The sequence below is a fragment of the Bradyrhizobium sp. AC87j1 genome, from assembly GCF_002936975.1.
In the GTDB taxonomy this organism is placed as follows: Bacteria; Pseudomonadota; Alphaproteobacteria; order Rhizobiales; family Xanthobacteraceae; genus Bradyrhizobium; species Bradyrhizobium shewense.
This window is the reverse complement of sequence record NZ_PTFE01000061.1, coordinates 26,444-50,287: the sequence shown is the minus strand read 5'-3', so window position 1 is coordinate 50,287 and position 23,844 is coordinate 26,444. Positions and strand designations below refer to the sequence as shown.

Sequence of the window (23,844 nt, the reverse complement as noted above, 5' to 3'; positions counted from 1 at the left end):
GGTGGGCCACGATCGCGGCCTGAGCCGCCCGCCGAGGGCGACCACTACAGACTTGGCTGGCAATTGCCGTAACCACGGCCCTTCTCCTGCCGTCCTCAACTTCAAAAGCCGATAACGCAACAGGCCCCTTGTGGGAGAAGGTGGCGCGAAGCGCCGGATGAGGGGTCTCTCTCCGCGTACTCAATGAAATTGAACTTGCGGAGAGAGACCCTCACCCGTCTCGCCGCTATGCGGCGAGCCACCCTCTCCCACAAGGGGAGAGGGTGCAGTGAGCAAGCGCCTTCACTCCTTCAGATCATTCACCTGCTTGACCCAGGTGCGCACGTCGGCGAGCACGGCGGGCAGCACCGCCTTGACCTCGGCCACGGTCATGCCGGGCTTGATGCGGGGATCGTACAGCAGATTGAGGATGTACTGGTCGTAGACGTCGAAATAGCCCATCGAGACATTGTCGTTGAACATGGTCCAAGGCACGCTCGCTGTGTCGTTGATGGGCCCGAGCGATTGCAGCAGCTCCTCATAGGCGCAGTCGAGGAAGACGAAATCGCCGTTGTCGACGGTGAGGATGACGTCGGAATGCTCGATCTCGTAATTGTCGTTCTTGCGGAAGCCGGACAGGCATTGCGGGTCGAGCGAGGTGCGGATCTCGCGCGCCTTCTCGGCGCCGTAGAAGCTGGAGATGGTGCGGAAGAGGTCGCGGTCGCGCACTAGCTTCACCCGCACATTGGCCGCTTCGGCGGTCGCGATCATGGCGATGTCGAGATGCTGCACGCGATGGGCGATGTCGGCCACGACCTTGCCGAGCTGTGTCTTGCGGTCGGTGCGGTCGCTCTCGGCGTATACGCGCACCGGCCCGTCGAATTTGCGGATGCGGTCGACGCGGCCGGCGAGGTGATATTCGGCGCCGAACGCCGTCTTCAGGAAGCCCTCGACGATCTCGCCGTCCGTAAAATTCTTCTTCTCGGAGCGCTGGCGCGAGGAGATAGCGGGCAATTCGCTGGCCACCGCCGTGGTCGCGGGGTCAGGCGCGCATGTGAGCGCGGCGAGCGCCAGCAGGGCGATGCGAAGGGCAGCCGAGGACGGATTCAATGCGCTCATCGTCGTGCGACGCTGCCGTATTCACGTCGCGCGCACAAGACCGCAGATTCACGCGGCCTGCGGGTTCCCGGCTGTGGCTGTTGGGTCAGCGGCGTAGGGTGGGCAAAGGCGCGAAAGCGCCGTGCCCACCATCGCGCCGCAATCACGGTCAGTGGTGGGCACGCCTCCGGCTTTGCCCACCCTACGAGAGTTTGAGTCTGGTCAGTTGTTCAGCACCACCACCGTGGTACCGACCGAGACGCGGCCGTAGAGATCGCTGACGTCGTCATTGGTCATGCGGAAGCAGCCCGACGAGACGGCCTGGCCGATCGTCTCAGGCTCGTTGGAGCCGTGGATGCGGTAGAGCGTCGAGCCCAGATACATCGCGCGTGCGCCGAGCGGATTCTCGACGCCGCCCTTCATGTGGCGCGGCAGATCCGGCCGGCGAGCCAGCATCTGCGATGGCGGCGTCCAGTCCGGCCATTCCTTCTTGGCGGTGATCCTGTGGACCCCGCCCCAGCGGAAGCCGTCGCGGCCGACGCCGATGCCGTAGCGCAGCGCCTGGCCGTTCTGCAGCACCAGATACAGCCGCCGCTCGCTGGTGTTCACCACGATCGTGCCGGGGGCGTAATTGCCGTTATACATGACGGTGGTGCGGGGGACCGGATTGGCGCCGGAACGGAAGAAGTTCGGGCCGCCGCCCATGATGTCGCGCGAGTCGAACTCTTCGGCGAACGCGCCGCCCGCCATGGCCGACAGCAGTGCGACGGCGGCAATCGGCGCGGCAAAAAACCGGATCATTGTTTCCCCCAGCAAAAAATCGATTCAACAAAGGCCACAGGCCATATTTGCGGGCTTTTCGCAAGCCACGGCCCCGTGAGGGACATCATCCAGCCGAGGCGTTATCAAATCGGCAACCATGCCGGCTTGCCGAAAACCGTTAGCCAAACCGGCGCATCGCCGCGCGGGGCAGGGCCGCGATGCCGGCTATTGCTTTGACGGGACGAGCGAACAATGATTGATCGGACGGATCTTTGGACATGGCCGGTTGCGGGAGCTTGGGATGAACGGTGCGGAAAGCCTGGTGCGGACGATGGTCAAGGGTGGGGTGGATGTCTGCTTCACCAACCCAGGCACCTCCGAGATGCATTTTGTCGCAGCGCTCGACCGCGTCCCGGGCATGCGCTGCGTGCTCGGCCTGTTCGAGGGCGTGGTGACGGGCGCGGCCGACGGATACTATCGCATGAAGGGTACGCCGGCCTCGACGCTGCTGCATCTCGGCCCTGGCCTCGCCAACGGTCTTGCCAACCTGCACAACGCCAAGAAGGCCAATTCCGGCATCGTCAACATCGTCGGCCAGCATGCCGTCTATCACATCGACTACAACGCGCCGCTGACCTCCGACATCGAGGGGTTGGCCCGGCCGATGTCGTCCTGGGTCCAGACCTCGCCGAACTCCAAATCGGTGGCCGCCGACGGCGCCGCCGCGATCGCCGCCGCCAAGAGCGCGCCGGGGCAGATCGCAACCCTGATCCTGCCCGCCGACACCGCCTGGAACGAGGCCGACGGCATCGCCGAAGTCCCAGACGAGCAGCAGCGCGCCAGCTATTCGCCGCAGGCGGTCGAGCGGGCCGCGAAGATCCTGCACGGTGACGGCGAGGGCACGCTGCTGCTGATGACCGGCAGCGCCTTGAGCGAGCAGGGCCTGGCGCTGGCCGAGCGCATCGCCGCCAAGACTGGCTGCACCGTGATGGGCCCGACCTTCCGCCCGAAGATGGCGCGCGGCCGCGGCCGCTTCTCGATCGACCGCATCCACTACGTCATCGAGCACGCGCTGCCGATGCTGGCCAAGTTCCGTCACATCGTGCTGGTCGAGTCCGACGATCCCGTGGCGTTCTTCGCCTATCCGAACAAGCCGAGCATGCTCAAGCCTGAGGGCTGCGAGGTGCATCGCATGACTGCGTGGGGCGAGAATTCGGTCGCAGCCCTCGAAGCGCTCGCCGGCGCCGTCAAGGCCAGCGCCAAGGACGTCAAGCCGCATGCGGTGCAGGAGCTGATCAAGCCGACCGGCGAGCTCACCTTCGCCTCGATCGCGCAGGCGATCGCCTGTGCGATCCCCGAGAACGCGATCATGGTCGACGAATCCCTCACCACAGGCCGCGGCTTCTTCCCGCCGACGGCGTCCGCAGCGCCGCATGACTGGCTGCAGAACATGGGCGGTTCGATCGGCTTCTCGACGCCGCTGTCGATCGGCGCAGCGATCGCCTGCCCGGACCGCAAGGTCATCACCATGGTCGGTGACGGCAGCGCGATGTACACGATCCAGTCGCTGTGGACCCAGGCGCGCGAGAACCTCAACATCGTTACCATCGTGTTCGCCAACCGCATCTACCAGATCCTGCGCGGCGAGTTCGACAATGTCGGCGCCGGCGAGCCCGGCCAGCGCGCCAACGACATGCTCCGGCTCGACCGTCCGACGCTGGATTTCGTCGCGCTGGCCAAAGGCATGGGCGTGCCCGGCCGCGCCGTCACCAATGCCGACGAGTTCAACAAGGCGCTGGCCGAAGCCGTCGCCGAGCCGGGGCCGCGGCTGATCGAAGTCCAGATGTAAGGTCTGGCTGATCGCGCCGCGAGTTCAGGCCCTGTTGTAGCCCGGATGGAGCCAACGGGTCGGCGCAAAGCGCCGCCCGATGACAGGCTCCGCGTAATCCGGGGCTCCGTGTGTTTTGCGAGAACCCCGGATTGCGCTACGCTCCATCCGGGCTACTCACTTTGCAGTGCGCGTGATGGGCCGGGGGCAACATGCAGACCGAGCTGAACAAGGTGATCGCGGCGCTCCGGGACTTCTACGCCCACGAGGGCTTCCTGTTCGAGAAGGACATCGGCGAGCGCGCGGTCACGCACCGCTTCGCCGTGCATCTGGAGAAGCAGTTCTCCGGCTGGTCGGTCGACTGCAATTACGACCGGCTCGGCGAGCGCACGCTACATCTGCCGCACGGCACCATCATCTCGACCGACGACCATCTGGGCAAGTCGATCTACCCCGATGTCGTCGTGCATCAGCGCGAGATCCCGAACAATCTGCTCACGGCGGAGATCCGCAAGGCGAGCAATCACACCCCGCTTGAGCACGACCAGCAAAAGCTGCGGGCGCTGACCGACGTGCATGTCTGGTTTCCCTACTGGATCGGCGTGCTGCTCGTGCTGGACAAGCATCATGTGACGATGTCAGAGGTGTATGTCAGCGCCGCAATCGATCAGCCGCTCTCGCTCTGGTTCGCCACGCGGCTCGAGGAAAGCGGATTGGGAGCCGGCACGCAGAGGTCAGGCTAATCGTTGCCACATAATAGGTGCTCTCCCTCTCCCACTTGCGGGAGAGGGAATCTCACCACCTACGTCATCAGTAATGATACGGCTGCGAGTACGCGTAGCGCGGGTTGATGCCGCAATAGGCCGATGTGCCGGAAGCGGTCGCCGCACATTGCTGATAGCTCGCGAACTGGCAGTTGCCGGGATAGCCCCAGTTGCGGCCCTGCAGGCAGTATCTGTCGCTTCCGGCCTGGGCCGGGGCCGCCGACAACGATGCGGCGATCAGCGTTGCGAACGATGCAAGCGTGAGGATGGTGCGACGCATTTCGATCTCCTTCAATGGTAGGTGGAACGACCGAGCCTTGGCGTTCCCGTGGCCTGTCTGACGCGGGGTCATGCTGTGTTGGTGTCCGCGACGCCGGATGCGTTCGAAGCGAGGTACATCGTGACGCAGCCAGCGGCTTGCACTGTGATCTCGGCCACAGTTCGCGCACGGGTTCCGACCTATCCTCGGCGAACTTGCACGCCTCGATCCCGTGGGACTAGGCTTGCCTCATACGGATCAAGGCATTTGGAGGTTCTGATGCAGAAAACATATTTGCTGGCTGCAGTGGCAGCGCTGGCGCTCATGACGCAAACGCCGCATGCCTTGGCCCAATCCCTGGCCCAAAGCGCGCCGGCGGCCGGCGGAACCGCGGCGCCTGCGGCGACAACCACTGCGCCGGCCACGACGGCGGCGCCGAGCGCAACCACCGACACGTCCAGCCAGCCGACCGACTCCAAGAAGAGCGCGTCGAAGAAGCCGGTGAAGAAGAAGATGACGCGGCAGCAGGAAATCGACCACTCCGTCGATAGCGGCACCGTGCCCGCGCGCTATCGCAGTTCGGTGCCCAAGCAGTACCAGCAATATATTCCGTTCGATAAGCGGTGACGGATCGCACAGCGGCGCGACGTGATCAGCCGTCGCGCCGCCGGTGTCTGCCCAGACGGGCGCTGGCCGGGCGGCTGCCGACCTCACATCCCCGGTGGCGGTCTGAGAGAGCAGTGCTAGAGTGGGCCGAAGCTTGGGGGGAATGATGAGTGACGACGTGAAGGATGCTGGCCTTGTGGCCATGATCAGCAGCATCCTTGGAGGCAACAAGCGCGCAGACAGTGTTGCACCGCCGCCGCTCACCGAGGGTCCGCCGACAGTGCCGTCGAACGGAGCGGACGCGGTCGCGGCGCCGGTCGCTGAGGCGACGTCGACCAAGCAGGAGGATGCGCCCGCCGCGGCGCCGGCCGCCGTGGAACCGGTCGAGCAGCCTGCGAAGATCGTCACCACGCGGGATGGCAAGCAGTTGTTGCCGGCGGAGGCGATCGCCGATCTCGTGCTAGGCGAGCTGCGCAAGCTGGAGAATTTCCCGGCGACCGGCGCCTCGGTCACGGTCTACGGTTACAGGCACTGGAACGCCATGATCACTTTCGCGCCGTTCTCGACCAATTTCCAGAATGCGACGCGGTTCCGCCAGGCCATGCCGGACCTCGTCTTCAAGCTCCGTCGTTTCGTCGAACTTGAGATATAGATAAAGCGTTATCAAGCGAAGTGGACACCGGTTCGCGTGAAGAAAACGCGTCAAAATAAAGACGCGAGAGCTCGACAGGATATTTGAATTGAGCGTCGCCTTTACCAAGGAAGAAAGCGCCGAAACCGCGTCCGAGACGCTGTTGCCGGATCGCCCGATCTCGCCGCATCCCAACCTCGTGACGGAAGCAGGCCTGCTTGCGTTGCAGACGCAGCTTCAGCAAGCCCGCGAGGCCTATGAAGCCGCGCAAGCCATCGAGGACGTCAACGAAAAGCGCCGGCAGTCGGCGGTGCCGTTGCGCGACACCCGCTACCTGACCGAACGCTTGCGCACCGCGCAGCTCGTTCCCAACCCGACCTCGACCGAAACGGTCGCCTTCGGCAGCACCGTGACCTTCAGCCGCACCGACGGCCGCGTGCAGACCTATCGCATCGTCGGCGAGGACGAAGCCGACCCCAAGGCCGGCTCGATCTCGTTCGTCGCGCCGGTCGCGCGGTCGCTGATGGGGAAAGCGGTGGGTGACGTCGTGGGCGCGGGCGCGCAGGAGATCGAGATTCTGTCGATCGGGTAGGGGCGGAGCCCGTATTGGTCTGCCGAAAGCATGATCCGGAAAAGTGCGAAGCGGTTTTCCGGAAAGATCATGCGCAAACAACAACCTAAAGCGCGAAGATGATTCATCCAAATCGCATCGCGCTTTAAGTCTGCGGAAGCGGAACTCCGGTCAGCCTGCCCAATCTTTCGATGAGTGCGTCCTGAAAATCCGGATCGGTCGCCTCCCTGGCCGGCTCCTCCCGCCGGAGATGATGCCAGTAGCGCCCGCTGACCAGGGCGGCGGGCTCCTCGCTCACCGCGAGCCAGGCTTGGGTCTGTTGTCCGGTGTGGAGATCGACCGGGGCGCCCGAACCACCCATCTTGGTGCGTACCCATCCGGGATCGACGGCGTTGCTCAGGACTTTGGGCCAGCGTCGTGCCAGACCGAACGCCAGCGCGACAACGTGCAGCTTGCTCTCGGCATAGGCCTTGGCCGAATCCCAGTCCCGCTGTGTCCAATCGAGGTCGTCGAGCGAGCCCTCTCCACCGCGGTGCAATCCGCTGCTGAGATACACCAATCGGTCGGGCCGCTCGATCAGGGCGGTCAGCATGTACGGCGCAAGCGTGTTGATGGCCAGGGTTTCGGCATGGCCCTCCGGCGTCGCGCCACGGTCCGGCCGCGTGTAGACGCCGGCGTTGTGGATGATCGTGTCCATGCGACCGATCGCGTTGACTTGGTCGGCGATGCTTCTTGCATCTGCGGCACTGCGGAGATCGCCGACCACGATCCCGGCGCAACGCGACGCGAACTCGCCGATATCGGCGGCGCGATCCGCCGCCCGCGCGTGCAGCACCACGCGGTGACCTTGATCAACGAGCGATTGCGCCGCCGCCCGGCCGAGGCCGTCCGTGCTGCCGGTGATGAAGATGATCGCCATGCGCTGCTTCTCCCGATGTCTCAGAACGCACTCTACAGCGCCCGTCCGTTACTTCCGATATTGTTCGTCGCTCACTTTCTCCATCCAGTCCACGTTCCTGCCGCCGGAGGATTCCTGGATGGCAATATGGGTCATCGCCGTCGTCGGCGAGGCGCCATGCCAATGCTTCAGTCCCGGCGGAAACCACACGACGTCGCCCGGCCGGATCTCCTCGATGTCTCCACCTTCGCGCTGAACCCAACCCAGTCCCGCGGTGACGATGAGCGTCTGTCCGAGCGGATGCGTGTGCCAGGCGGTGCGGGCACCCGGCTCGAAGGTAACCTGGCCTGCGCCCACCCGAGCCGGATCAGGGGCCTGGAACAGCGGGTCGATGCGTACCGTGCCGGTGAACCAGTCCTGCGGTCCCTTCTGGGACGGGCGCGATCCGTTTCGCTTGATGTCGATGTCCATGTGCGTCTCCTGTGCTTCCGACGCGCGCGCCTGCGCGCGGCGAATTCCGATGACAACGGCGGCGCTGCCGCCAATGAGCACGTCCCTGCGCCTGATCACGGCATGTCTCCGCTCAGCGCGGCCGCTTTTCGACGACGTCCTTGATCACCGGCGCCGCGGAGAATGCGTTGGGCCAGCCGGCGTAGAAGGCGAGATGGCCGAGCACCTCGCCGGCTTCCTCCCGCGTCAACCCGTTATCCATCGCGCGGTTCAAATGATAGGTGATCTGCGCGACCTGACCGGTCGCGATGAGAGCGCTCACAGTCACGACGCTGCGGTCGCGCGGTGCCAGCGCCGGCCTCAGCCAGAGATCGCGGAACAGCACGTCGGTCGTGTACTGGACGAGGCTTGGCGTGATCTGCCCGAACTGCTCGCCGACGCGGGTCGCCCGCTGCTTCTCCGCGGCTTCGTCGAGCGGCAGTTGCGGCCCAGAGGCCGGCGGGAGCTGATCGGCCCCGATGTTGCGGCTCTTGAAGACGTCGCGCGCCGCCGGGATCGCATCCACCGCGTTCGCCCAGCCGGTGTAGAAGGCGAGGTGCGTGATGATCTCCGATATCTCCGCCGGCTTCACCCCGTTGTCGAGCGCGCGTGCGAGATAGTCCGGCAGCTCCACGGTCTGGTTGCGCGCGATCAGCGCCGCGACCGTGACGATGCTGCGGTCTCGCGGCGAAAGACCCGGGCGCTTCCAGAGATCGCCGATGACGAACTTTTGCGCGTAGGCTTCGAGCGCCGGCGCAACGGCGCGGATGTCTTCCGATGTCGACATGGGATTTGCTCCTTTGACGGCTGCCGTGTCCGCGGCGGCCAGGCCGCCGGCGATTAGCCAGAATGACAACAAGGTGGTTGCGAGCGTTCTCATTGCGGATGTCCTTCGACGGTGAACGGGTGCGCCAGCAGCCACCAGGCGACCAGCGCGGCGCAGAGCACGGTGACGGCGCTTGCGAGAAACAAAACGTTCAGCCTTGCTCCGGTTGCGATCAATCCAAGCGCGGGGCTGGCGATCCCCTGCGCCAGGTCGAGAAAGGCGGTGTAGGCGCCCATGGCCAGGCCGCGATTCTGCACGGGAACGCGGCGCACGGCCTCGACGCCGAAGCCGGGATAGATCAGCGAGAAGCCGAACCCGGTGAGCGCGGCACCGGCCAGTGCCATCTCGGGTCGTGCCGCAAGCCAGATCAGGGCCTGCCCGGCGGCTTCGACCAGGGCACAGAGAAGCGCAATCCAGGCGCCGCCGATCGCATCGGCCAGATGACTGAACAAGACGCGCGCCAGGATGAAGGCGAGGGCATAGGCCGTGTAAGCAAGCCATCCATTGGCCCATCCCCGGCTGGCAAACAGCAAGGCGACGAACGTCGTCACCGCGCCGAAGCCGACGCTGCCGAGGGCCGATCCGAGGCCCGGCACCCATACCGCGCCGAGCACTTTGGCGAACGACAAGCGCACTTGCTGCACCGGCGCCGCCGCGGGAAGCTGCATCACGAACAGCAGAGCCAGCAGCGGCGCTGCCGTGGTCGCGAGCGCGATCGCGGCAAAGCCGTAGGCGGCGTAAAGCGCTGAGCCTGCGGGGGCGCCAATAGCGAAGGCAGCGAACATCGCCGAACCGACCCAGGCGATGACCTTGCCGGTGTTGCCGCTCTCGACGAGGACCAGCCCCCAACTGACCGCGGCCGTGATGATGAAGCTCTCGGCGGCGCCGAGCAGGCCGCGGCCCAGCAGCAGAATGGTCACCGAGGCCAGTGGAGCCTCAGTGAAGCCGAGCGAGAGTAGGTAGAACAGCCCGGACGCTGCGGCCGCGATGAGGCCGGCGATGACACCGCGCTTCGCCCCGCTCCTGTCCGAGACTTGGCCGGCCCATGGCCGCGAGACCAGGGATGCCGCGAACTGGCTGCCGGCGACCAGGCCGACCACGAACGTGCCGAACCCCAATTCGTCGTGCACATGAAGCGGAAGCACGGGCATCGCCATGCCGATGACGAGGAAGGCTGCGAAGACAACCGCCATGATCGGCAGCAAATTCGCCGTGACGCGAAGCGAGGCGACGGGCTGCATGGCTGTCACTGGCATGCTGATTCAGGGCTCCTGGTGGCTGCTCCGAACCTAGGACCTTCGCCGTGCCTTGATTAGGTGATAGATTTCGAATGAAGTTATTAGGGTGACTAATCAATGCATCGGGACGACGCGAGCGACCTTCTTGCCTTCCTGGCCGTGGCGCGGGAGCGCAACTTCACGCGCGCGGCGGCGAAGCTTGGCATGACTCAGTCCGCGCTGAGCCAGATCATCCGGAATCTGGAGGAGCGGCTGGGTGTCAGGCTGCTCAATCGAACGACGCGGAGCGTCACGCCGACCCAGGCCGGCGAGCGGCTGTTCCAGAGCATCGGCCCCAAGTTCACCGAGATGGACAACGATCTCGCTGCCCTCGGCGAGTTTCGCGAAAAGCCTGCCGGAACCGTTCGGCTGACCGCGACGGAATATGCCGCCAGCGAAATCCTGCTGCCGGCGCTGGGAAAGCTCCTGCCGAAATACCCCGACATCCACGTCGAGATCATCATCGACTACGGGCTCACCAACATCGTCGCGCAGCAGGTCGATGCGGGCATCCGTCCCGGCGAGCTTGTCGCCAAGGACATGATCGCCGTGCGCGTCAGCCCCGATCTCCGGATGGCCGTCGTCGGCTCTCCGTCCTATTTCGCCGACCGCAAGCGGCCGAAGACGCCGCAGGATCTGACCCAGCATAATTGCCTCAATCTGCGTCTGCCCACGCACGGCGGCAGCCTGTATGCCTGGGAATTCGAGAAGAACGGGCGGGAGCTCAATGTGCGGGTGGAGGGCCAGCTCGTGTTCAACAGCGCGGGGCTTCTCTTGAACGGAGCGTTGAAGGGCCTCGGCCTTGCCTACCTCACCGAGGGACATGTGCAGCCGTATTTGTCAGAGGGACGTCTTGTCCGCGTGCTCTCGGATTGGTGTCCGCCGTTCTCGGGATACCATCTCTACTATGCCAGCCGGCGCCAGCCTTCCCCGGCCTTCTCGCTACTGGTGGAGGCGCTGCGATACCGCGGCAAGTAGAACGGCAAGTCGAATCGGCAAGTCGAACGGAATGACCGCGTCCGGCACTTCAGGCGCGCAGAACATGGAGATTTGATCGATTGCATGGGGTGTGCAGGGTGAGGCGAGGATTGCAGGAGCAATCCCATTCGCCTAAAGCATGAGCCATGCGTTTCCGTTGTCTTGTCCTGATATCGATGATCTCCGCCGTGTCCGCGAAACAAAGCCCGATGGTTGGATGAGACGGTTTCTGTCGGGAGCGTTGCCGTTCTACGCGCTGGCTGTACTGGCCATGTGCATGTACCTCGTCCTGTACAGGACGAACCTTTTCGATCTGAACGCCATCGTCCATGGCGCGACCGGGTCGTCATGGTTTCTGGTCTTCATGTTCGTCTGCGTGCTGCTGGAGGCGGTCTTCCCGTATTTCGGCTATTTTCCCGGAACCGCCCTCATTCTGATGTCCGTGGCGCTCAATCCAAAGTCGGCGGATACTTCCGTCTTTGTGGTGGCGTGGCTCGCCATCATCCTGGGCGCCGTCTTGAGTTACGGACAGGCTCGTTTCTTCAGGCCGTTCCTGCAGCGGGTGGCTTCGAAGGCGGCCCTGCGCCGATGCGAGTCCCTGTTCGACGCCTATGGCGCTTACGCGCGCATTGCCTTGTTCGTTCATCCCAACGCCTGCGCGATGTATTTCACGGCGCTCGGACTTCTCGGCCGCAGCCTGACGCGAGAGCTCGCCTATCTCTGCGTGGGTGCAGCCGCCGCCGTGGGCATCCTGTTCGTGATCGTGACCAGATTGGTGTCGTCGGTAGGCCCCACTGATGATGGGGAATTGCAGCTGCTGCTCTCGGCAGCGCTGGCCGCCATGGGGACGCTTGTTGGTCTCTACGCGGCCTGGCGGCCGGAGCGGGTCGCCTGAAGCTTGCTCCGTCTTACACCTCCTGCAGCTCAACACCCGTCAACTTGTGTGCATGGGGTTGTTTTCGACATTTTGAGGCAGCTCGAAGGACCGCTGGCGGGCGCCGTGATCGCCTGCGATCGACAGCTTCAGGGCGACGGCGCTGATCTAGCCACACCTTACTAATGCGCCTCTACCCGCCAAGCTTAGTGCAATACGCGAGCGGCTTCTGCTAGCCGGACTTTCTCTCTGAGGCCCTCGAGATCCTCTATTGCCTTAAGCAATCTCACCAACTCGGAAACTATGTGTGCCAGAGTAGGCCTTTGCGGTTTTGAGGTTCGAGATTTCTGTTTCATCGCGAAACGGCTCCCTGCCAGGTCCGGTGAAGATAGGCCGGGATTGGCAAGGACCGTGCCAGCGAAGCGCAAACCGGCATTTCAGGCAAGAGAGCGTGCAGGAGGCAAGCGAAAAGGTTATCTGGCCGGTGCCCCTTTCCATCCATACGACTGGTGTGCGATCTGGCCAGTGATGTCGGCGTCCTTTTCGTCAGAGAGGCGCCAAGCCGCCACTCCGAAGCAGATGGTTAGAACCACGGCTGTTGTTAGCAGCAGTATCGATAGAAACTGGCTCACGCCTACACCCCTGAATGCGACGCATGAGCGAGCGACCACGGAACGTCGATTCGGAAAATGCAGATGCATTGACCTATCAGCAGGGTATCCCCAGGTATGCACGAATGCGCAATTAACCTTGGTTGCAGTTGCTATCCCTTCCAGTCGCGAGATTGTATCAGGCTCCGACCGAACAGCGGAGTGCCGATCCATGGTTAGGAAAGCAGCCGCTTAAGAACGCACCCTCGAACCTATCCGCGGCCCGGGGCCCGGGGCCAAAGTGCAGATGGGACCATTCGTTGCTGGCGCGAACCGCGTCGAGAACGTTGCGGACTTCGCATCCCGCGTTGCCGAAAGAGCGGCCGAAACTAACGATGAAGATCCGATCGTTGCTAGCGCTACGAGCACTACCCCGAAAACTAGGCTGCGCATTTAAATCTCCCTCAATTATCTCAGCATCGGACCGCGTTGTTTCAGCACCGCTTCGTTTGGCCGCCAAAATGGCTTCGTGCACACGACCGTGAAGCGTGGATTGCTGTTTTGCTCTGGCCCAAAGTCTCTCTAAGCCGAAGCAGAGCCCAGCCGGCCTCAGCCGCCCAGACTGCTCTGAGAACGCGCGCTCGATCTCAGTCAGGCCCACGGCTGCTCTTCGAGGACAGTTCGATGAGCCTTAACGCCTTCCGCATCGGGATGGGACAAACCCGTCAGTGGACCGAGAGCGCTCACAAGCCCGATGACTATGCGGACGAGCCCGACGATGATCGATAGGACAGGTGAGCTGAACGAACGGCCGGAAATGCAGCGGCCCCGGCACCCGTTCGCTGAGGCCGCTTTTATTTGCTCGGTAAGCGGAACGACTTTCCCAATTCCGAGTCGAATCCAAGCTCCCGACAAGTCCCCAGATCAAAAGCCCCCGTCGGGAGCAAACCTTCCCCAAGGTTGGCGACCTCGGCCCCCAAACCGAGGTCGTTTGTCGTAAGCGTGGAAAAAGGCGTCGGCAAGGCGTGTGCGGGTAACGCACATCGCGCGCTTCTTGCGGTTCACTTTGAATGCGCTGGTTGCAGTCGCGTAAGAGCGGAATTAAATAGAGACCTGATTTCTATGGCAAAGTGCTTTTAATTCAGTCATTTAAAGCTGAATGTCGCGGCAGAGACGTCCGGCTCCCGTGCCATGATTACCGCAGCAGGAAGGTTAAAGGTCATATCAACCGTTTCCGGTAAGCTTTGGGCTTGACCGGCGCATAATGCGAGTTCCCATTTAAATCTCCAGTTCGAGATGAGTCGGGATTTGCCGTGGGTATTTACTTGCTCTCGCTTGCGGCGTGCGTTGTCGGGGTTCTTCTATTCTTGGCATTCCATCGATAGGGTCGACAACGGACGCAACAGTTACATTGAATCCTCAACCCAAGCCGAAATTAATAATTTTGGCCGGTTGTTTTTGACTGTGCACAGTTGCTCGCGTTCAATTCCAAAGGTTGGAGGCGAACGTGTTTTTGAACTGGGTCCTCGTTATCCTTATCGGCGTCAGCGTTGCGGTCCTGATAGCCCACGCGATTGACGCGATGCGTTCCTGACGTGCGCTCTTGGTGATGGTCTCTGATGGACCTTGCCGGTACGGGCGGGGCGCAGCCCAACGCGGTGAAGTTCTTCAAGGTCGATGAACTCCACAGCTCGCTGTCTTAGTGAAACCCTGGCCGCAAAGCCGGCATGAAGCCAAGCCATAGATTGCGTGTGACCAGCTTTGCGCAAACTGTTTCCCCACCAGGCATTGAACTTGTACGCTGACGGCGGCAACGGTCTGCCGAGAATTGCTTCAATTTCCGGGAACGTGAGCCGAATCGTTTGCGCCCCTCTGCGCTGTAGCTCTTCCCGTAATGGATCGTAAACGGACATAACATTCGGCTCGTCGCGTTGGCCCGTAGGCGTCCCTGCCATGCTCCGGGTATCTGGTGCAGCTGATTAATCGCTCCGCTTCGCTCGAGCACGAGCTGGCTCGCATCACCAGATTCAATTGCTCCTGGATCAGCGACGATAGCGCAGCGAGTGTCGATTAGTGCACTTTTTGCTCGAGGTCTCTCAGTAGCGAGTGCAGAAAGTCGCTGGCATGGTCATATCTGGCATGGTCATATTGAGCATTGCCGTTCGTGATTTGACGGACGCACGGGCTCACCACGCGACCAACAGTTTCAGGGCCGAGTAGCTCAACTCTGTCCGACCACTGCAGCAGTAAGGCATCGGGTATATCTTCTGCGGATCCGAACAGCTTTACGAGCCAATGTTCGCCCTCGGCCTTATGGTGGTGATGTGCCTTCGCTGTATAAAAAGCAAACAGCCCACGGAAAGCATCGCGGGAAACGGCAGGTTTTCCCATCGGAGCGTCCTTTAAGAAATCAAATACCTAATAAAAAGCAAGTCTGAAGCATTGGTGCGGAAAAAGCTAGCAAAATTAAATCACCCGTATCTCGCATTAAGAGATCGGAGGAGTGCAAAATCAGCCGCCTCAATAGCCGCACTTGGATCCAGCGATCTGCCATCATTTGAACCACAGCAGCGCGACTCATGGAGCTCGCTGCTTCGGCAGATCGCGGAGGCGAATTGACGCGTAGCCGATCGAAAATCAACTAGCGATACGTCTGGTCGGAAGCACCCGATGGTGGAATAGTTCCCGACGCTTTCTTGATTGGATTTTGACGTCGGCCGCGAACCGGCTGGCGACCTGGATTTTCATCATGGCCGCGCTTCCTCAGGACGTTGTGGCGGACTTGCAGCAGGAGAACGCGCGGCTCCTGGCCGAATTGCGCGCCGCACAAGATCGCGAGACCGCCACCGCGGACATCCTCAAAATCATTGCCAGTTCGCCATCGGAGGTGAAGCCGGTATTCGATGCAATCGCGAGGCGCGCCAATGCCCTGCTCGGCGGCTTTTCGACGACCGTATTCCGCTTCATCGACGGCACTGCCCATTTGGCGGCCTTCACGCCGACGAATTCTGCCGCCGACCGAGCTTTGCAGCAGATGTTTCCGCGGCCGATTGCCGATTTCGAGATTTTTGAAAGGACGCGGGCCGGTAAGGTGGTGCCGACCCCCGATACCGAAGCGCTGACAAACGACATCAAATTCATCGCGCGCGCCCGCGGCTTTCGCAGCATGTTGTTCGTTCCGCTCGCGACCGGCGGCGTGGTGATCGGCATGATCAGCGTCACGCGGGTCGAGCCGGGCGCCTTCGCTCCGCATCATGTGCAACTTCTGCAGACTTTCGCCGATCAGGCCGTTATCGCCATCGAGAATGCGCGGCTGTTCGATGAGGTGCAGGCGCGCACTGACGACTTGCGGGAATCGCTGCAGCAGCAGACGGCGACCGCCGATGTGTTGAAGGTCATCAGCCGCTCCGCGTTTGATTTGCAAACGGTTCTCGACACGCTCACGGAATCGGCGGCGTGGCTGTGTGGCGCCGACATGGCGGCAATCGTCCGGCAGGACACTGACGGCGCCTACTATCATGCAACTCGGTACAATTTCTCGCCCGAGTGGGCCGAGGTCTCGGCGGGCATTCGACTCAATGCTGGACGCGGCAGCGTCGTTGGGCGCGTCCTGCTGTCCGGCAAGGCTGTCCAGATCCAGGATGTCCTGGCCGATCCCGAATACGCTTATCCCGAGCAGCAGAGGGCCGGCGGCTACCGGACCCTCCTGGGCGTACCTTTGCTTCGATCCGGAGAAACGATCGGCGTGCTGTTCCTGGGCCGCAAGGCCGTGAACTCGTTCACGGACAAGCAGATCGACCTGGTCTCCACTTTCGCCGATCAGGCCGTGATCGCGATTGAGAATGTCCGGCTGTTCGATGAGGTCCAAGCGAAGACGCGCGATCTCGCCGAATCGCTCCAGCAGCAAACCGCGACTGCCGATGTGCTGAAGGTGATCAGCCGCTCGACCTTCGATCTGCAGACGGTGCTCAACACGCTGGTCGATTCGGCGGCACGGCTGTGCGAAGCGGAGATGGCATTCATCATGCGTCGCGAGGGCGATGAATACCAAGCCGGCGCAGCGGTGGGGTTTTCCGAGGAATACATCGAGTTTCTGCAGGGTCACCCGATTACGCCCGGCCGGAGCACGGTTACAGGTCGGGCCGTACTCGAGCGCCGTCCAGTGCAGATCCTCGACGTCGCTGCTGATCCCGAATACGGCCTGCACGAGTCCATCACCATGGCTGGTCAGCGCACGGCGCTCGGTGTTCCCCTGCTGCGTGAGAATGAGCCGATCGGCGCGCTCGTAATCGCTCGCAAGCGCGTGCAGCCCTTCACGGAAAAACAGATCGAGCTGGTCGCCACATTTGCCGACCAGGCCGTGATCGCCATCGAGAATGTACGGCTGTTCGAACAATTGCAGACCAGAACGCGAGATCTGTCTGAGGCGCTGACGTACCAGACCGGCGGCGCCAATATCTTGCGGGTTATCGCTTCCTCGCCGACCGAGGTCGGTCCGGTGCTCAAGGCGATCGTGGAAAGCGCATGCGGACTTTGCGAGGCATATGATGCGCTGGTGGTTCTGAGGGACGGCGACGACATCGTCATCCAGGCCCATCATGGACAAGTTCCCGTGGTGTGGAGCCGGCGGGCGATCAGTGTCAAATCGCCCACCGGCCGGGCGATTATCGACCGTCGCACCGTTCATGTGCACGACCTGCTCGGGCCCGAAGGCGAGGAGTTCCCGACCGGACGCGAATATGCGCTTCGCTCAAACGTTCGGACCGTTCTGAGCGTGCCGCTGTTGCGCGATGACGAGAGCATGGGTGCGATCGTGCTTCGTCGCACGGAGGTTCGTCCATTTGGCGAGAAGCAGATCACCCTGCTTCAGACTTTCGTAGATCAAGCTGTCATCGCCATCGGCAACGTGCGTCTGTTCGAACAATTGAATGAATCGTTGGAGCGGCAGACGGCAACGTCGGAGGTGCTGGAAATCATAAGCGCTTCATCGGGCGCATTGACTCCGGTCTTCCACAAGATGCTGGAGAACGCGACGCGAATTTGCGGGGCCGGCTTCGGCACCATGAATCTCTACGAGGATGGCGGCTTTCGCACGGTCGCACTGCACAACGCGCCGCAAGCTTATGTTGATACCCGGCTATACCAGAGCATCCGCCCACATCCGGCCAGCGGGCTAGGCACCGTCGAGAAAACTCATCAGACGGTTCATATCGACGATATCAGGACTCAGCCGCCCTACGTCGAAGGCAACCCGAACGTTCGCGCGCTTGCCGACCTTGCCGGCGCACGGACCCTCGTCATCGTGCCCATGCTCAAGGAAGATGAGCTGATTGGCACCATCACGATCTTTCGCCAGGAAGTTAGACCCTTCACTGACAAGCAGATCGAGCTCGTGTCCAATTTCGCACACCAGGGCGTGATCGCAATCGAGAATGCACGCCTGCTGAACGAGCTGCGCGAGCGCACTATGGAACTGTCCCAATCGCTCGAGGAATTGCGAAATGCGCAGGATCGGTTGATCCAGACCGAGAAGCTTGCCTCGCTCGGGCAACTCACCGCCGGCATTGCGCATGAGATCAAGAATCCGCTCAATTTCGTCAACAATTTTGCTGCGCTTTCCTCCGAACTCATCGAAGAACTCGGCGACGCGCTGCGCTCAGCCGGACTCGGCGAGGCAGCAAGGCTGGACATCGACGTGCTGATACACATGCTACAAGGCAATTTGGAAAAGATCGTGCAGCACGGAACGCGCGCCGATTCCATTGTCAAGAATATGCTTCTGCACTCCCGCGAAGGGTCTGGCGAACGCCGCGCGGCCGATATCAACGCCATCCTCGAGGAAAGCCTCAACCTTGCTTATCACGGAGCGCGCGCCGAGAAAGCAGGCTTCAATATCACGCTCGAAAGGAACCTCGATCCGTCTGCGGGGGCGCTCGATCTGTATCCGCAGGAAATCACGCGGGTGTTCCTCAATCTCGTTTCAAATGGCTTCTACGCGGCGAGCAAACAAAAGGACGCCGCCGGCGACGGCTTCGAGCCAAGGCTGCGCGCGACGACGACGAATCTCGGCGGCGCCGTCGAGATCCGGATTCGCGACAATGGCGCCGGCATCCCGGCCGACGTGAGAGAGAAAATATTCAACCCATTCTTCACAACCAAGCCCGCAGGCGAAGGAACTGGCCTTGGCCTTTCAATCTGCCACGACATCATCGTGAAACAGCACGGCGGCAGCATCGAAGTCGATACCGAGCCCGGCGATTATACGGAATTCATCATCAGGCTGCCGCGTAGGCTGGCGGCACACCGGAACGACGCGACGTGAAATTATCGTAGGCATCAATTCAAGCGAAACTAGGAATCCTGCGTCGATATTCACTGCAAACACCGGAGGTCGAAAATGAAGACGCTCTTGGTCCCGCTTCAAAATATTCCGATGATGACATCCACGCTCGATGTCGCCGTACGCCTCGCGCATCGTACCGGCGCCTATATCGAAGGCTTTCCGCTCCGGTTCGGCATCCCTCAATATCTGGCCGCGGAATTGGCCACCGGCATTCTGTTAGATTCGTATGAAGTGAAGAGCGAAGCCGAATTGAACGACATGCGCGACTTTTTCGAAGCATTCATGCTGAAGCACGATGTTCCTCGATCCGCTGGATTGGGTCGACCATGTTTCGGCTGGCTGGAGACCGCCCCTGAGGGCGAAGATTTTGTCGGAAGCTATGGGCGCGCTTTCGATCTGATCGTGATGGCACGGTCTGACATTGATGCTGCGGGCCCTCACCGTCGCGCGATTGAGTCCGCGCTGTTTGAGAGCGGCAGGCCCGTTCTACTTGTGCCATCGAATGCACCAAGAAGCGTCGCAACAAACATTATGATCCATTGGAACGGTAGTACCGAGCAAGCTCGGGCAAACGCATTTGCCATGCCGTTGCTTCGTCTGGCCGAAAAGGTGTCGGTCCTAACCGTCGTTGGCGGCCAAGCGGTACCAGGACCGTCTGCCGATCAGATCGTCCAGCAACTGCGGTACAATGACATTGCAGCGCAGGCGAGAACGGTTGAACTGGAGGATCGCGACACCGGAGAGGCAGTCCTCGATGCCGTTAGAGCTGAGGGCTGCGACCTCTTGATCAAGGGAGCCTTCACCCGTACCCGGTTGCGGCAAATGATATTCGGCGGGGCGACCAGCTATATCATGGAGCATGCGGATCTGCCTGTTCTGATGGCTCATTAGAGCCGCTCGCCTTTCTTCAGATCATGCAACCCAAACCAGGATTCGGAAAAGGCGTAACCCATTGATATGGCTGGTGCCGGCTACTGTGCATGGGGTTGTTTTCGACATTTTTGATACGGGCGGTCCCGCCGCCGTGAGGCCAGGGCGTCGTCCGCAACCGGCAGCGGTCAGGAAAATGAATGGTGGGCGCACAAGGGATCGAACCTTGGACCTCTCCCGTGTGAAGGCCGGTCCTACCATTGTTGCAATTGGCTAATTTCCGGGCGCCGTCTTGTTCCCCGTCCTTTCCCCTAGTCTTGGTGGGCAGCACGATAAAGAGGCCATCATGGACCTTATCAACAGGTCGCTTGGCGACCGCCAGAACCTCACCAGCGCCGGTTCGCCCGCCTCACCAACGGCTTCTCAAAGAATCTCACCAACCACTCTGCGGCGGTCAGCCTGCAGGTTGCCCACTACAATTCTGCCGTGTGCACGAGGTTCTGCGGACCACTCCCGGCATCGCGCTGGGCGTCGCTGATCGTGTCTGGACGATTGGGGATTTGATTGATTCTGTGCTGCCGCTGGAACCGAACCGGCCGGCCCGGGTGAAGCGAAATTTTAGGGTAATTAGGGGTGGAAAGACTGAGTGACATTTTCCACACGCGCACGAACCAATAGGGAAAAGGGACCGAAATGGCCCTTTTTTCACGGGATGGAAGACGTGATATGTTTTTGATTGATCTACAGAAATGTTCGTTAATTAAATTTTCGTTGTTCCATACGAACTTATTGCACGTGTACTGCGTTCGTGATTACATTGAACGTACAACGGAGAATGTACGACCATAGCGATGAACATCGCTTGGATCGCACCACCTGGATAGGTGACATATGGCAAAGACAGCAACAATCAACGCTCGGATTGAACCCACCATTAAGGCGAAGGCAGAGAAAGTGTTCGCCGCCATTGGGCTAAGTGCTACTGACGCCATTGGTATGTTTTATCGTCAAGTTGTCTTTCGGAAGGGGCTCCCCTTTGACGTCTGCGTTCCTAACGCGGTCACATTGGCGGCCCTACAGGAAGCAGAGTCAGGCGGCGGCGAAGTTGTTCAGGGGACAACTGAGGAGCTGTTTGAGGATATCCTGAACGAAAAGTGATACTAGGAGGGGATGAAGCCCCTCCGACTCACAACCCAGTACAAGAAAGACCTGAAGCGGATTAAGAGCCGGGGGTACCGGATCGATAAGCTTGTTATCATTGTAAACAAGCTTCGGTCCGGAATTCCTCTCTCACCGATTGACGATGACCATCCACTAAAAGGGCCTTGGGACAGCTATCGCGGTTGCCATGTGCAGGGCGATTGGTGTCTCATTTATCGTCAGGAAGGCGAAGTCTTGGCGCTTGTGCGAACTGGGACTCATTCCGATCTTTTTGAGAGATAGGTCTTGTGTGACTTACACAAGGGACAGGGCGGATAATGTTGTCATTGTCGCCCATTTACACTTAGTGGATTCACGCCTTTTAGCGGCATCCGGCGCGGGGCGCCGTACCCATATCAAAGACTGTCCTAATTCCCCTCTACGGGTGTCCTAGTTAGGACAGCACCTCAGGCTGACGTTCGTTCTCACGCCGCGCCAGTACTCTCGTAAGGAAATCAATGGCCTGACCCGGCTCAAGATCGATATTCTTTCGCGTGATCCACAAGCCATGTCATAGCAGTCGTGACCGCGGCGCTGTTTCCCTGGATTTGCTCGAACCAATTGTCGTAATCGTCATTTGCGAGGCTTTGCTCTAGCACCTCAATCCGATCCGCGGCCTCCCGAGGGAGTATCAAAATCGCGACGGCGGACACTTCCTTGAATTTGGCCTGGGCGTCGGCCCAACGCCTGAACAAGCCTTCTTTGTAATCTTCAGCGGGGTCCGCCCCACGGAGTTCGAGGTCTTCCCAGATTGCTAACACGCGAAGCATCACGCGAAGGGCCGACAAAACATCAGCCATCGCGCCGATCCTGCGCTCCCAGGCCTTCTCACTTTTGAACCTAGCGAGCGCCCATCGCACAGTTAGCCACGCGATCAGGAGAGTCCCACAAAATTGAAGGGCAAGCTTAGAAAGCTCTTGAATGAGAGGATCCACGATAAAGTTGATCTCGATCAGCCTGAAGATACGGACTTGATAAGCCCGCCTGCGATTCCTCCGATCAGATCGCCGATGCTGGACCAGCTCGAACCGCCTCCGATATCGACTTTACTGATTTGCTTCTCGACGGAGTCACCTCCAGGGAGCGGCTGCTTCACGATTGATAGGCCCTTCGCCGTAAGCTGAGCTGCGGCTACAAAAATCGTACCGTCCATCGTCTGGCTGACGTTTTTCGCGCGAATGATGCCTTCGTCCAGCATCCACCGCAGCACGGCCTCAAAAACTTGTTTGTCTTCCGCGACGCCAAGGAAACGTTCGATGGCGCGTGAGTCTATGTTATGCGTCATTAAACCCGTTGAAACAAACTTGGCAGTCACACGCCCAACAACAGCCATGTGCTGCTCCAACGCTGTTTCGCTCATCAACGCCTCCAATGCGCTTTTTAAGCCCCGTTAACCGCCACGACGAGTGCAAGAATCACCGGCGCCAAGATCGCCAGGCGAGGTGCTTACCGGATTGCATTGACCGCACCAACGATAGCTGGCGCGATCACCGCAAGCCACGCAAAGACGTCTGAGAGAAACTGGTTTGCACATCAGGTCGGTTTCTCAACCACGCGGCAGGCGACACGCTGCGCTATCTGGGACGCCTCACGTCCGAGTCGAAGAGGTTGTTGCCGTATTCAACGATTATCCATTTTTCCACAACTATCGGCTTCACTTTTGCCGTTGCTACCATCGCTGCATTGAACGCATTCCTAGCGATCGTAATATTGTCAAAAGTGCCTTCCAGCGTTGTGTTGGGCAAGTGATGCCAAATGTTTCCATTGCTCAATATCCAGGTCTTCCAGCCATACTGCTGAGCCTGCTTCAAGAATTCGCCGTGTGGGTCAGGGTTGGTTTTTTCCAGATCATAGCTCGCAACGAAGGTCGGCATCTCAGATCTCCTGAAATCCATTCTGAAATGCAAACATTGAAGCTCAACCAAAGGGTGAGTGCAAGGGGCGGAAGCCGAGATTGCAGGCCAGCGAAGCGCGCGCTACTTTGTCCCTTCAAAGAGGGGGTGATAGGTGATGGAGGACTTGCCAGATGCCTCGAACAGCGGAAATCTTCCATCGTTCGGAGATTGGCTTGCTAATCTGCTGGGCTTTCATTTACCAGCGATTCCGATGCCTCAAACCCGCAAAAATTTCGACAAGGCCGCGAGCAAAGTCTTTCTAGCTGCTGGCGAGAATGTTGAAGCACGACTCAAAGCGAACACCGGGAGAGTCAAGGCAGCTGGCAGACTGGCCGTAGAGGGCATGTATCGAACTGAAGACGAAAAGAGAAAGCTTCAAAACCGCGCTGACGTCGTCGCGATAGCTGTAGAGGAGTTGAACCGCACTTCGGAGAATCAGCCGCATGATGCGACCGACGAGATTGAGGACGATTGGCTTAATTTGTTTGCACGGGTTGCCGAGGATAAAACTTCGGACGAGTTGAAGAGCCTGTTTGGGCGCATCCTAGCGGGCGAGATTCGGAAGCCTGGCTCATTCTCACTTCGAACGGTTCAGTTCCTTTCTACGCTGTCAAAGTCAGACGCTCACGAAATATCCGCCTTCCTTTCCTTTGTGATTGACGATCGGTTGGTCCCCTCAGACGGAACCGTAAAGGCGGCATTCGTGCAGCGCGTTCTCATGGAAGAGCTCGGCATCGCGAGCCAAGCATCAACGATAGGTGGTCTGGCATGGAAGTTTTTCTTCCGTCCAAAAACAACCACGCTGCTAACAGCAGCTGGCTCGGGAGTGATAGTTATCAATGAGAGCGCAAAGCCAATCCAGCTCGCATTGAACTGCCAGATACTAACCAAGACAGGGCAAGAGTTGCTAACGATTGCCAACCCTCAGCCGACAGACGCCGCCTACATCAATTCCGTCGCGCAGACCTTGTTCGACAAAATAGGCGAGGCAGGTTACGCTGATGAGATTGAACTCGGTACCATCAGCGTTTTTGCGGGACCTCTGCGGGGGGCTGAAGGCATAACACCCGATTTCAAAGCTGCAAAGTCTTCAAAGCTGTAAACCG

24 protein-coding genes are annotated in these 23,844 nt (G+C 60.5%); 12 read left to right on the top strand and 12 right to left on the bottom strand.

Going from position 1 to position 23,844, the window contains the following annotated elements:
* Nucleotides 1–282 precede the first annotated feature (282 nt).
* The gene (locus CV770_RS26890) at nt 283–1,098 is read right to left on the bottom strand and encodes a DUF2927 domain-containing protein (protein ID WP_104464520.1); all 816 of its coding nucleotides are present in this window, start codon (nt 1,096–1,098) and stop codon (nt 283–285) included.
* A gap of 201 nt (nt 1,099–1,299) precedes the next feature.
* Nucleotides 1,300–1,878 (bottom strand): L,D-transpeptidase, encoded by a 579-nt coding sequence (locus CV770_RS26885; protein WP_104464519.1) that lies wholly within the window; start codon nt 1,876–1,878, stop codon nt 1,300–1,302.
* 262 nt (nt 1,879–2,140) lie between these two features.
* Here CV770_RS26885 and CV770_RS26880 point away from each other — a divergent pair, with 262 nt between their 5' ends.
* Entirely contained in the window at nt 2,141–3,688 is a 1,548-nt protein-coding gene (locus CV770_RS26880) for an acetolactate synthase large subunit (protein WP_104464518.1), read from the top strand.
* Between the two features lie 191 nt (nt 3,689–3,879).
* Entirely contained in the window at nt 3,880–4,410 is a 531-nt protein-coding gene (locus tag CV770_RS26875) for a hypothetical protein (protein ID WP_104464517.1), read from the top strand.
* Between the two features lie 67 nt (nt 4,411–4,477).
* On the opposite strand, the gene CV770_RS26870 is transcribed toward CV770_RS26875, so the two are convergent.
* Entirely contained in the window at nt 4,478–4,711 is a 234-nt protein-coding gene (locus CV770_RS26870; protein WP_028140385.1) for a DUF3551 domain-containing protein, read from the bottom strand.
* A 258-nt stretch (nt 4,712–4,969) separates the two neighbouring features.
* On the opposite strand from CV770_RS26870, the gene CV770_RS26865 reads away from it, so the two are divergent.
* The 3 genes from CV770_RS26865 to greA all read left to right on the top strand — a co-directional run bounded on the left by CV770_RS26865 (nt 4,970) and on the right by greA (nt 6,519).
* Entirely contained in the window at nt 4,970–5,317 is a 348-nt protein-coding gene (locus tag CV770_RS26865) for a hypothetical protein (RefSeq protein WP_104464516.1), read from the top strand.
* Between the two features lie 145 nt (nt 5,318–5,462).
* The gene (locus CV770_RS26860) at nt 5,463–5,948 is read left to right on the top strand and encodes a hypothetical protein (protein WP_104464522.1); all 486 of its coding nucleotides are present in this window, start codon (nt 5,463–5,465) and stop codon (nt 5,946–5,948) included.
* An 88-nt stretch (nt 5,949–6,036) separates the two neighbouring features.
* Entirely contained in the window at nt 6,037–6,519 is a 483-nt protein-coding gene (gene greA / locus CV770_RS26855; protein WP_091957902.1) for a transcription elongation factor GreA, read from the top strand.
* Between the two features lie 124 nt (nt 6,520–6,643).
* Here greA and CV770_RS26850 read toward each other — a convergent pair whose 3' ends face one another.
* The 4 genes from CV770_RS26850 to CV770_RS26835 form a co-directional block, all read right to left on the bottom strand.
* Nucleotides 6,644–7,417, bottom strand: a complete 774-nt coding sequence (locus CV770_RS26850) for an SDR family NAD(P)-dependent oxidoreductase (protein WP_091957899.1) — start codon at nt 7,415–7,417, stop codon at nt 6,644–6,646.
* A 48-nt stretch (nt 7,418–7,465) separates the two neighbouring features.
* The gene (locus CV770_RS26845) at nt 7,466–7,861 is read right to left on the bottom strand and encodes a (R)-mandelonitrile lyase (protein ID WP_201760055.1); all 396 of its coding nucleotides are present in this window, start codon (nt 7,859–7,861) and stop codon (nt 7,466–7,468) included.
* 118 nt (nt 7,862–7,979) lie between these two features.
* Nucleotides 7,980–8,765 (bottom strand): carboxymuconolactone decarboxylase family protein, encoded by a 786-nt coding sequence (locus tag CV770_RS26840; protein WP_104464515.1) that lies wholly within the window; start codon nt 8,763–8,765, stop codon nt 7,980–7,982.
* A complete protein-coding gene (locus CV770_RS26835) occupies nt 8,762–9,967 on the bottom strand; it encodes an arabinose transporter (RefSeq protein ID WP_245453871.1) in 1,206 nt (401 codons plus the stop codon). Before CV770_RS26835 ends, CV770_RS26840 begins: the two co-directional genes overlap by 4 nt.
* 99 nt (nt 9,968–10,066) lie before the next feature.
* Here CV770_RS26835 and CV770_RS26830 point away from each other — a divergent pair, with 99 nt between their 5' ends.
* Complete coding sequence (locus tag CV770_RS26830; RefSeq protein ID WP_104464513.1) at nt 10,067–10,966, top strand: LysR family transcriptional regulator; 900 nt, start codon at nt 10,067–10,069, stop codon at nt 10,964–10,966.
* Between the two features lie 217 nt (nt 10,967–11,183).
* Entirely contained in the window at nt 11,184–11,861 is a 678-nt protein-coding gene (locus tag CV770_RS26825) for a hypothetical protein (protein ID WP_104464512.1), read from the top strand.
* A gap of 2,113 nt (nt 11,862–13,974) precedes the next feature.
* Here the strand turns inward: CV770_RS26825 and CV770_RS44280 are convergent.
* Nucleotides 13,975–14,343 carry a DUF7662 domain-containing protein gene (locus tag CV770_RS44280; protein WP_430649266.1) on the bottom strand — a complete coding sequence of 123 codons (369 nt, stop codon included), beginning with the start codon at nt 14,341–14,343 and terminating at the stop codon, nt 13,975–13,977.
* A gap of 157 nt (nt 14,344–14,500) precedes the next feature.
* The gene (locus CV770_RS26815) at nt 14,501–14,821 is read right to left on the bottom strand and encodes a hypothetical protein (RefSeq protein WP_091957879.1); all 321 of its coding nucleotides are present in this window, start codon (nt 14,819–14,821) and stop codon (nt 14,501–14,503) included.
* A 358-nt stretch (nt 14,822–15,179) separates the two neighbouring features.
* Between CV770_RS26815 and CV770_RS26810 the strand changes: the two genes are divergently transcribed.
* The 4 genes from CV770_RS26810 (at nt 15,180) to CV770_RS26790 (ending at nt 21,086) form a co-directional block, all read left to right on the top strand.
* Entirely contained in the window at nt 15,180–18,752 is a 3,573-nt protein-coding gene (locus CV770_RS26810; RefSeq protein ID WP_245453870.1) for a GAF domain-containing protein, read from the top strand.
* Between the two features lie 75 nt (nt 18,753–18,827).
* Nucleotides 18,828–19,664, top strand: coding sequence for a universal stress protein (locus CV770_RS26805; RefSeq protein WP_104464509.1), 837 nt, complete (start codon nt 18,828–18,830; stop codon nt 19,662–19,664).
* 870 nt (nt 19,665–20,534) lie between these two features.
* The gene (locus CV770_RS26795) at nt 20,535–20,801 is read left to right on the top strand and encodes a type II toxin-antitoxin system RelB/DinJ family antitoxin (RefSeq protein WP_104464508.1); all 267 of its coding nucleotides are present in this window, start codon (nt 20,535–20,537) and stop codon (nt 20,799–20,801) included.
* 12 nt (nt 20,802–20,813) lie between these two features.
* Complete coding sequence (locus tag CV770_RS26790) at nt 20,814–21,086, top strand: type II toxin-antitoxin system YafQ family toxin (RefSeq protein ID WP_104464507.1); 273 nt, start codon at nt 20,814–20,816, stop codon at nt 21,084–21,086.
* Nucleotides 21,087–21,316: 230 nt separating this feature from the next.
* On the opposite strand, the gene CV770_RS26785 is transcribed toward CV770_RS26790, so the two are convergent.
* The 3 genes from CV770_RS26785 to CV770_RS26775 form a co-directional block, all read right to left on the bottom strand.
* Nucleotides 21,317–21,643, bottom strand: a complete 327-nt coding sequence (locus CV770_RS26785) for a hypothetical protein (RefSeq protein ID WP_146101365.1) — start codon at nt 21,641–21,643, stop codon at nt 21,317–21,319.
* A gap of 152 nt (nt 21,644–21,795) precedes the next feature.
* Nucleotides 21,796–22,203 carry a hypothetical protein gene (locus CV770_RS26780; protein ID WP_104464505.1) on the bottom strand — a complete coding sequence of 136 codons (408 nt, stop codon included), beginning with the start codon at nt 22,201–22,203 and terminating at the stop codon, nt 21,796–21,798.
* A gap of 214 nt (nt 22,204–22,417) precedes the next feature.
* Complete coding sequence (locus tag CV770_RS26775; protein ID WP_146101364.1) at nt 22,418–22,717, bottom strand: hypothetical protein; 300 nt, start codon at nt 22,715–22,717, stop codon at nt 22,418–22,420.
* 136 nt (nt 22,718–22,853) lie between these two features.
* Between CV770_RS26775 and CV770_RS26770 the strand changes: the two genes are divergently transcribed.
* On the top strand, nt 22,854–23,840 hold the full coding sequence (locus CV770_RS26770) for a DUF2806 domain-containing protein (protein WP_104464503.1): 987 nt from the start codon (nt 22,854–22,856) through the stop codon (nt 23,838–23,840).
* Nucleotides 23,841–23,844: the final 4 nt, after the last annotated feature.

Coding starts and splice junctions, on each gene's coding strand:
- CV770_RS26890 (WP_104464520.1), bottom strand. CDS start 1,098: ATGAGCGCATTGAATCCGTCCTCGGCTGCCCTTCGCATCGCCCTGCTG.
- CV770_RS26885 (WP_104464519.1), bottom strand. CDS start 1,878: ATGATCCGGTTTTTTGCCGCGCCGATTGCCGCCGTCGCACTGCTGTCG.
- CV770_RS26880 (WP_104464518.1), top strand. CDS start 2,141: ATGAACGGTGCGGAAAGCCTGGTGCGGACGATGGTCAAGGGTGGGGTG.
- CV770_RS26875 (WP_104464517.1), top strand. CDS start 3,880: ATGCAGACCGAGCTGAACAAGGTGATCGCGGCGCTCCGGGACTTCTAC.
- CV770_RS26870 (WP_028140385.1), bottom strand. CDS start 4,711: ATGCGTCGCACCATCCTCACGCTTGCATCGTTCGCAACGCTGATCGCC.
- CV770_RS26865 (WP_104464516.1), top strand. CDS start 4,970: ATGCAGAAAACATATTTGCTGGCTGCAGTGGCAGCGCTGGCGCTCATG.
- CV770_RS26860 (WP_104464522.1), top strand. CDS start 5,463: ATGAGTGACGACGTGAAGGATGCTGGCCTTGTGGCCATGATCAGCAGC.
- CV770_RS26850 (WP_091957899.1), bottom strand. CDS start 7,417: ATGGCGATCATCTTCATCACCGGCAGCACGGACGGCCTCGGCCGGGCG.
- CV770_RS26840 (WP_104464515.1), bottom strand. CDS start 8,765: ATGAGAACGCTCGCAACCACCTTGTTGTCATTCTGGCTAATCGCCGGC.
- CV770_RS26835 (WP_245453871.1), bottom strand. CDS start 9,967: ATGCCAGTGACAGCCATGCAGCCCGTCGCCTCGCTTCGCGTCACGGCG.
- CV770_RS26830 (WP_104464513.1), top strand. CDS start 10,067: ATGCATCGGGACGACGCGAGCGACCTTCTTGCCTTCCTGGCCGTGGCG.
- CV770_RS26825 (WP_104464512.1), top strand. CDS start 11,184: ATGAGACGGTTTCTGTCGGGAGCGTTGCCGTTCTACGCGCTGGCTGTA.
- CV770_RS44280 (WP_430649266.1), bottom strand. CDS start 14,343: ATGTCCGTTTACGATCCATTACGGGAAGAGCTACAGCGCAGAGGGGCG.
- CV770_RS26815 (WP_091957879.1), bottom strand. CDS start 14,821: ATGGGAAAACCTGCCGTTTCCCGCGATGCTTTCCGTGGGCTGTTTGCT.
- CV770_RS26810 (WP_245453870.1), top strand. CDS start 15,180: ATGGCCGCGCTTCCTCAGGACGTTGTGGCGGACTTGCAGCAGGAGAAC.
- CV770_RS26805 (WP_104464509.1), top strand. CDS start 18,828: ATGAAGACGCTCTTGGTCCCGCTTCAAAATATTCCGATGATGACATCC.
- CV770_RS26795 (WP_104464508.1), top strand. CDS start 20,535: ATGGCAAAGACAGCAACAATCAACGCTCGGATTGAACCCACCATTAAG.
- CV770_RS26790 (WP_104464507.1), top strand. CDS start 20,814: ATGAAGCCCCTCCGACTCACAACCCAGTACAAGAAAGACCTGAAGCGG.
- CV770_RS26785 (WP_146101365.1), bottom strand. CDS start 21,643: ATGGCTGATGTTTTGTCGGCCCTTCGCGTGATGCTTCGCGTGTTAGCA.
- CV770_RS26780 (WP_104464505.1), bottom strand. CDS start 22,203: ATGAGCGAAACAGCGTTGGAGCAGCACATGGCTGTTGTTGGGCGTGTG.
- CV770_RS26775 (WP_146101364.1), bottom strand. CDS start 22,717: ATGCCGACCTTCGTTGCGAGCTATGATCTGGAAAAAACCAACCCTGAC.
- CV770_RS26770 (WP_104464503.1), top strand. CDS start 22,854: ATGGAGGACTTGCCAGATGCCTCGAACAGCGGAAATCTTCCATCGTTC.